The sequence below is a fragment of the Adlercreutzia muris genome, assembly GCF_008831045.1.
Classification (GTDB): domain Bacteria; phylum Actinomycetota; class Coriobacteriia; order Coriobacteriales; family Eggerthellaceae; genus Adlercreutzia; species Adlercreutzia muris.
Genome location: NZ_WAJS01000059.1, coordinates 1 through 6,489, shown reverse-complemented (window position 1 = coordinate 6,489; position 6,489 = coordinate 1). Strand labels below are relative to the sequence as shown.

Genomic DNA, 6,489 nt, shown 5'->3' with positions numbered 1-6,489 from the left:
ACATCGTTCATTGGAATACGAGGAGACGACAGGTTAAACTGAAAGGACTGACTCCGGAGGAATTCCGAAATCAGTCCTTAGCAGCTTAGTCCTTACTAATTCGTCCAAGTTTTGGGACGCAGTTCAGAACAGCAGGTTTCCCATTTCAAGGGAGAGAGTCGCTTCAAGCCACCCCGTGGCAACCCGACCGAATATCATGCCGAAGGAGCAGGGCAAGATGGTCGCCGTGGAGGCAAAACTACGACCTGCGGAACAACTTCGCAAGCCTGAGTAAAATCCTTGACCGCCAAGCTACGGAACGGGCCCAAAATCTCCCCAACAATTCTTCCCAGAAGATCAATCTCGATGTCAAGAACAGAGGCTATTCCACCGAGTTCTCGGAGAACAAGACTGCCAGACTTTACGAAACACTGCCGTAAATTGATCCCAAAATTGCCATTGAGGTCATAAATTAGGATGATGCTAGAATACTCCTGTAGCGATGAAGTGCTGGATGCCAGCGCCCACCCAGCACAAACCCCTAGGAAGACACACCATGAAAACCATTCACGTAGTAGCAGCCATTATCGAAAAAGACGGACGCGTCCTGGCGACGCAGCGAGGATATGGCGACTTCAAGGGCGGCTGGGAGTTTCCCGGCGGCAAGGTTGAGCCGGGCGAGACGGAAGAGCAGGCCCTCGTCAGGGAAATCCACGAAGAGCTCGACGCCCGAATCGTCGTGGACCGGCACCTCTGCACGGTGGATTACGACTACGAGACCTTTCACCTCCACATGAGCTGCTACCTTTGCTCGCTTGCCGAGGAGCATATCGACTTGATCGAGCACACGCAGGCGCGATGGCTCGATGCCGCAACCATTGATTCTGTCGACTGGCTTCCCGCAGATATTTCGGTTGTAGAAGCGTTAAAGGATCAGGTGCTGTAACTCGCCAAAACCTGAACGCTAGTCGTCAAGACGGCTCGTAAGGAACTCGTAGATGTCGCCCTTAACGGGGTTTTCCAACTCGTATGCGATCTCCACTGCGCTTGTCGCGCCATCCGCCATGATGATCTCCTGGAATTCCCCCGTCGGGTGTATCTCGCCGAGAAAGTAGAACTCCGTACCGTCGTCCTTGTCCTTCAGGTTCTTCCGCACGAACAAATAGCACCGGACGCCGTTGAGACGCGCGTTGGCGAGCATCCGAATCTCGGGAGACGCGAGGGTGCGCTTGCTCTTCGAGATCGCAATGATTCGATTGTCTGAGACAAACCGATCCTCATACTGTGTCGTGATGCTGATATCGGGATCTTTCTCGTAGTTGATGAAGACCGGGAAGGTGTTGGTGTCCTTATCATGGAAGTAGCCGCCGACGTTCTGGAAGTTCGGCTGCTTCTTCCATCTCAGGAGCCGGCACGCCTCCTCGCGCGTGTATTTGCGGTTCAGCACGAAGTCCGTGTCTTTATAGGCATCGGAATAATCGCGAGCGTTCCTTGCGAGCGCAAATTCGACTAAGTCCAAAACCGCCTCACGGAACTGATCGTCCATCAGCATGGCGACGAACGCAGGAGAGGCCACGAACTGCCCGTGCTCATCCACAGCAACAGCCGGGCTGTCCTTAGAATACTCACCAGTTAAAACACGGGAGGCCGAGCGAAGCGCCTCCACTCCCATCCCGCGAGCAGAGAGGCCCTCCTTCTCGATCGTTATGTCGCCCTCAGCGAATCTTCGAATTACCTCGAGATCCACCGCGCGTTTCCCATTACCCAACTTCGTAGAGATAGCTTTGAGCATAGCGAGCTTCTTCTCGTCGAAATGGGTTGTGCAGTCCTTGTCATACTGCTGCAGAAACGCGGGGTACGAGCCGTACTTCCGAATGATCAGCATCGGGTCTATGGCTTCGTTTTTGTCGAAATCGACAAGCTTCGGCGTTCTTCCCAAAATCTGCTTCAGATGATTGAACTCACTTCGAATGAGCTTTGCCTCCGCGAACCTACCTTCCTCCAAAGCCCTGAAGATGCGCTTCTCGGAAATGCGGTCGAACGAGATGGTCGAGCAACCCGGGATGGAGGCGCTCCCCTCTTTAACTACCCTGCGCAGGTTATCTTTGTTGTAGGTGCGATCGCCGGAAAGGGCCATCGGGATAAGGAAGTTCTGCTGATAGTTGCCGATGAAATCGAGAACGAGCGTGAACTCTTTTGCGTCGTGCTTGCGCAAGCCGCGTCCGAGCTGCTGCATGAACACGACGGTCGATTCCGTTCGGCGTAGCATGATAATCTGATTCAGCGAGGGAATGTCGATGCCCTCATTGAGGATATCCACCGAGAATATGTACTGCAACTCCCCGCTTTCGAGCCGTTCAATAGCTCGGTCTCTCTCAAAATCCGGGGTCTCCCCCGAAATCGCGATGGTTCGATACCCGTGCTCGTTGAAAAGCTGCGAAAGGGTCTTCGCCTCGTCGTTGCGCGAGCAGAACACCAAGCCCCTACGATCAGCCTTGTTGACCGTGTACTCCTCTATTTTCTCGGTGACGTGTTTTACCCGCTCCTCCGAGGTCAGCTGGCCGAACAAGGCGAAATCGTCCGCCTCCTCGTCTTCTATCGCCAAATCCGCAATACCGAAGTAGTGGAAGGGCACCAGCATGTTCTCGTTGAGGGCATCTTGAAGGGTAATGCGGTATGCGATTACGTGATTGAAGAGGCGGTAGACATCGTAGCCATCGGTACGTGTCGGCGTTGCGGTCATGCCCAAGAAGAATTTGGGTCGGAAATACTCCAAAATGTCGCGGTAGCTGCGCGCGCCTGTTCGATGCGCCTCGTCGATCACGATATAGTCGTATTCGCAAGGATCGAAGTCACGCAGATGCTTCGAGAGCGCCCCGACCATGGCGAACCCGCACGTTTTGGAGCGGAAGTCCGGATCCTCGCCATAGACCCCATACGTGTAGCTGCCGCCCAGCACGCGACGGTAGCTTTCTGCAGACGCCTTCAGGATCCTCTTGCGGTGGGCGATAAAGAGGACCTTACTGGGCTTGGTCTGACGAACGTCGAGCGCAGAAAGGTAAGTCTTCCCCGTGCCCGTTGCCGACACGAGCAGCGCACGGGGCTCATTCAGCTCATGCTGGACCCGCAAGGCCTCCAGAGCACGCTCTTGCATAGCGTTCGGAACGATCCCCTGCGGCGCATCGGCGGCCACGCCGGCTTTGGCCTCTTTCAGCGCAAAGGCCTTGAGCCTCTTGGCATGCTGGGCCGATTCAGGAGAGCCCTCGCCGAGATAACGTTTGTAGCCCAGAATCCACTCTCGAGTCAGTTCAACCGATTTATCATCCGCCCAAAGTCGCTCGAATTCCGCCCGCGCCGAAGCAAGCATCTCCCCGCCTTCAAAGGACCGGAAGAGGACGTTCCATTCCTTGTTGCATGTCAGAGCCGTCTGGGTCAGATTCGAGCTGCCGATGATGAACGTCGAGAGCGTCTCCCGATTGAAGAAGTACCCCTTGGCATGCAAATCTCCCTGGTAGACTCGAACATCTATAGCCGGGAACTCCAGCAGTTTCGACAGCGCCTCTGGGTCGTTGAAGTTCAGATACGTGGAAGTCAGAATACGCCCCGTCGCCCCGCGCTCCTCCAAAAGCCGGAGAGCTTCCACGAGAACCTGGATGCCGCCGGCGGTCACAAAGGCCACCGAGAAATCAAATGACGTGCAATCCGCAAGCTCGTTTTTGATTATCGAGAGCACATCGGTCGCGCTCTCCTTGTCATTCATGACGATTTTGGGAGCATACCGATCGTCGGAAGACTTCTCGGACCCAATAAAACTAGCCCGCAAACTATCCTCAAAGGCAACAACGCTATATTCGTACCGAGATTCATCAGATAGACGCACGGGGGCTCCTAGAAGCTGGATTTGTTAGGTTTCAGATTAATTGTATCCCACAAACCTCCAGCATGGCGTTGTACGCAAATCTTCTGCGAAGCTTAGCAAATTCACCCCCAACGTTTGCAGCTACCACAGTCCCATCAGACAAGCTATGCGCGCATCCACGGCATGCCAGAAATCACTATGTCAACTATCTTTACAGGAGGCAGCCAGCTACAGCCTTCATACCTCACAAAATATCATCTGCCGAGAAGCCAACGAATAATGGGAGGGCCAATCCGAATATACTTATTACTTACTAACCGGAACCATATAGCCTTTCCGCTGCAAACAAATCCACGGTCAAACCAAAACACCGCCTCCTCACCCACAACTCAGAACCGGTCACGCACGCTCGGCCTAAGTCGCATTAACTTATCTTTGGGTAGGTGTATTATCTTAACAAGGTTTGGCAGAACACGACTGGAGGCAGCCCGCCAATCGCCATCAATATCATAGATAGCCAAACGAAGAGCAACGGCGACCGCCTCCTGGAGCTAGCAGTGTTTACGATATTTGATCCAACAATTCGCGCGATCCCCCAAGACCATCTCCTTAAGCCATTTCCTCGAAGCTACAGTGACTTTATGGAAGAAATTTCTCCTGAGTCTCTTTACGAAGGACTACTTGGCTGGGGACTATTCGCCGACAAGCTCCCACCGATGTTCTCTAGCGAGTCCTTTATGGACTACTGTCGGCGCAACCCCTGCATGCCAAAAAACAGACGGAGTAACTGGATTAGATTCTCTTATATAAGAAATGTAGGTGTTAAACGTGATTTCGGCATCCCCGATCCCCTTGCGTACGAACGCCTTGTTCGACATCTTTCTACGCACTGGACAGATATCAAGAAGATACTGCATGAGAACACACGGAATCAACCTTACCGTATCAGTCGCATTCATATTCGCAAACGCAAAAATACCAAATCATTATTTAGTATGAATTATCGATGTTGGCAAATTGAGGAGTCTCCCTTACCGGCATTGTTGATAGGAAACCGCTTTACCGTCGATTGTGATATATCGCGATGCTTTCCAAGCATCTACACCCACGCCCTCGACTGGGCAGTCTTAGGAAAGGAGGTGGCGAAGCAGAACATCCACGGCAAAAAATGTCTCTGGTCGCACGAGCTTGATGCATGGACAATGAACACTACAAATGGAGAGACCCACGGACTGCTTGTCGGACCTCACGCCTCGAACCTTCTTTCTGAACTTATCCTTACTCGCATCGACAAAGCACTGTTCGACAAGAAATACCGCTTCTTACGACATATCGACGATTATCGATGCTACGTCGACAGCGAAGCACAAGCGCAAGCATTCATTCTTGATCTAGAAAATGAGCTTAACTTATTTGGGCTTTCGACCAACCAAAAGAAAACAAGAGTGAGCAAGATGCCGCTCACCTCATCTGACGACTGGGTTCGCGCGCTAAGAACCGCCTTCCCTCGCAATACCCCTCTAGACAGAGGTGATGTCGAACGGTTTATTGACTCCGCAATCTCCTCTATGCAAGAAGCTGGTAATGGCTCTACGCTCTCATACGCATTCAGCATGCTCGCCCACAGCCCCATGAATCACTGGGGCCGTCAATACTATGGTGATATTGCGCTTCATCTAGCGTATACCCAGCCCTATCTCTTACCATTTATCGAAGAACGTGTGATTAACGTTGCGAAAATTCCCGGTGAACGCATCCGAGTTTTCTCGAACCTTCTTTATCAAAAATCAATCATTGAACGCGATTATCTCTCGGCTGCCTTTGCGCTATATTATGCAATTCGCTATGGCTTTAAAATAGACGCACTCACCGACGATGATGGAATTGATTCTCTCATAAAAGCCGATGACTGCATATTGAGTGCTTGCGCTTTAGTTTACGCCCAGAGGCACCAGGATGAGAAATTGCACGAATGTTTGGCAAATCGCGCGAGAGAGCTGGTCGCAAACGAAGATGATTTTCAGCGAAACTGGCTTTTCGTCTACGAAACGTTGGCGGCAGACGACCTACCTGGCGCGTATTCTGATGGGATATGGCGCTCGATGAAACGCAACAACGTCAGTTTCGTTGACCAGGCAAGCATCGATGCGCCGCTCAACAATATCGAATCACGCGAAGATACTTTAGAAGCGCTAAAAGAGCTAACGGGGGTCGACAGCGAGGGTGAGGTCGACAGAACCGAAGAACGCACCACCAACGAACTGTGATATAAGTCATCTGCCCCTAAATATCCAAGAGTACTTTTCTCAACCGGCTCAAGACCCCTTTCGCTCAAGCGCCGCCCAGCCTTCTGCGCAAATCCCGCAAGGAGACAACAAACCGATTTTTACGACGTTTAAGCCGCGCTCGCCTTGAGCCTTCTGTATCAGCCACCAAATAACATTCCCCGCAATATAAAGCGTCGGCAACAAGACAGCTCAGAGCGAGGCTTGCCATAAGGTTTCGCAAGCAGAGACGCAAAAAGTGGTACTGTCCAGACTCTTGCGCAAATTCCAGCAGCCGGCGGTCAGCCGTCGGCATGATCACTCGCCCAGCAGCGACACGTCCAGGTACCTCCTCGATCCCCACTCGCTGTCGGCCACGTACTTGAG

Annotated in this window: 4 protein-coding genes; 3 read left to right on the top strand and 1 reads right to left on the bottom strand. The window is 52.4% G+C overall.

What is annotated here, in order from left to right:
• Positions 1-89: IS3 family transposase (locus F8D48_RS11135; RefSeq protein WP_151432084.1), on the top strand; the 89-nt coding region annotated here is incomplete at its 5' end.
• A gap of 446 nt (positions 90-535) precedes the next feature.
• The gene (locus F8D48_RS11130; protein WP_151432082.1) at positions 536-925 is read left to right on the top strand and encodes a (deoxy)nucleoside triphosphate pyrophosphohydrolase; all 390 of its coding nucleotides are present in this window, start codon (positions 536-538) and stop codon (positions 923-925) included.
• Between the two features lie 18 nt (positions 926-943).
• On the opposite strand, the gene F8D48_RS11125 is transcribed toward F8D48_RS11130, so the two are convergent.
• Positions 944-3,859, bottom strand: a complete 2,916-nt coding sequence (locus F8D48_RS11125) for a DEAD/DEAH box helicase (protein WP_151432080.1) — start codon at positions 3,857-3,859, stop codon at positions 944-946.
• Between the two features lie 620 nt (positions 3,860-4,479).
• Here F8D48_RS11125 and F8D48_RS11120 point away from each other — a divergent pair.
• Positions 4,480-6,105 carry an RNA-directed DNA polymerase gene (locus F8D48_RS11120; RefSeq protein WP_151432078.1) on the top strand — a complete coding sequence of 542 codons (1,626 nt, stop codon included), beginning with the start codon at positions 4,480-4,482 and terminating at the stop codon, positions 6,103-6,105.
• The last annotated feature ends 384 nt before the right edge of the window (positions 6,106-6,489 follow it).

Excerpts from the sequence above, each read along its gene's own strand:
- F8D48_RS11130 (WP_151432082.1), top strand. The coding sequence starts at position 536 with ATGAAAACCATTCACGTAGTAGCAGCCATTATCGAAAAAGACGGACGC.
- F8D48_RS11120 (WP_151432078.1), top strand. The coding sequence starts at position 4,480 with ATGGAAGAAATTTCTCCTGAGTCTCTTTACGAAGGACTACTTGGCTGG.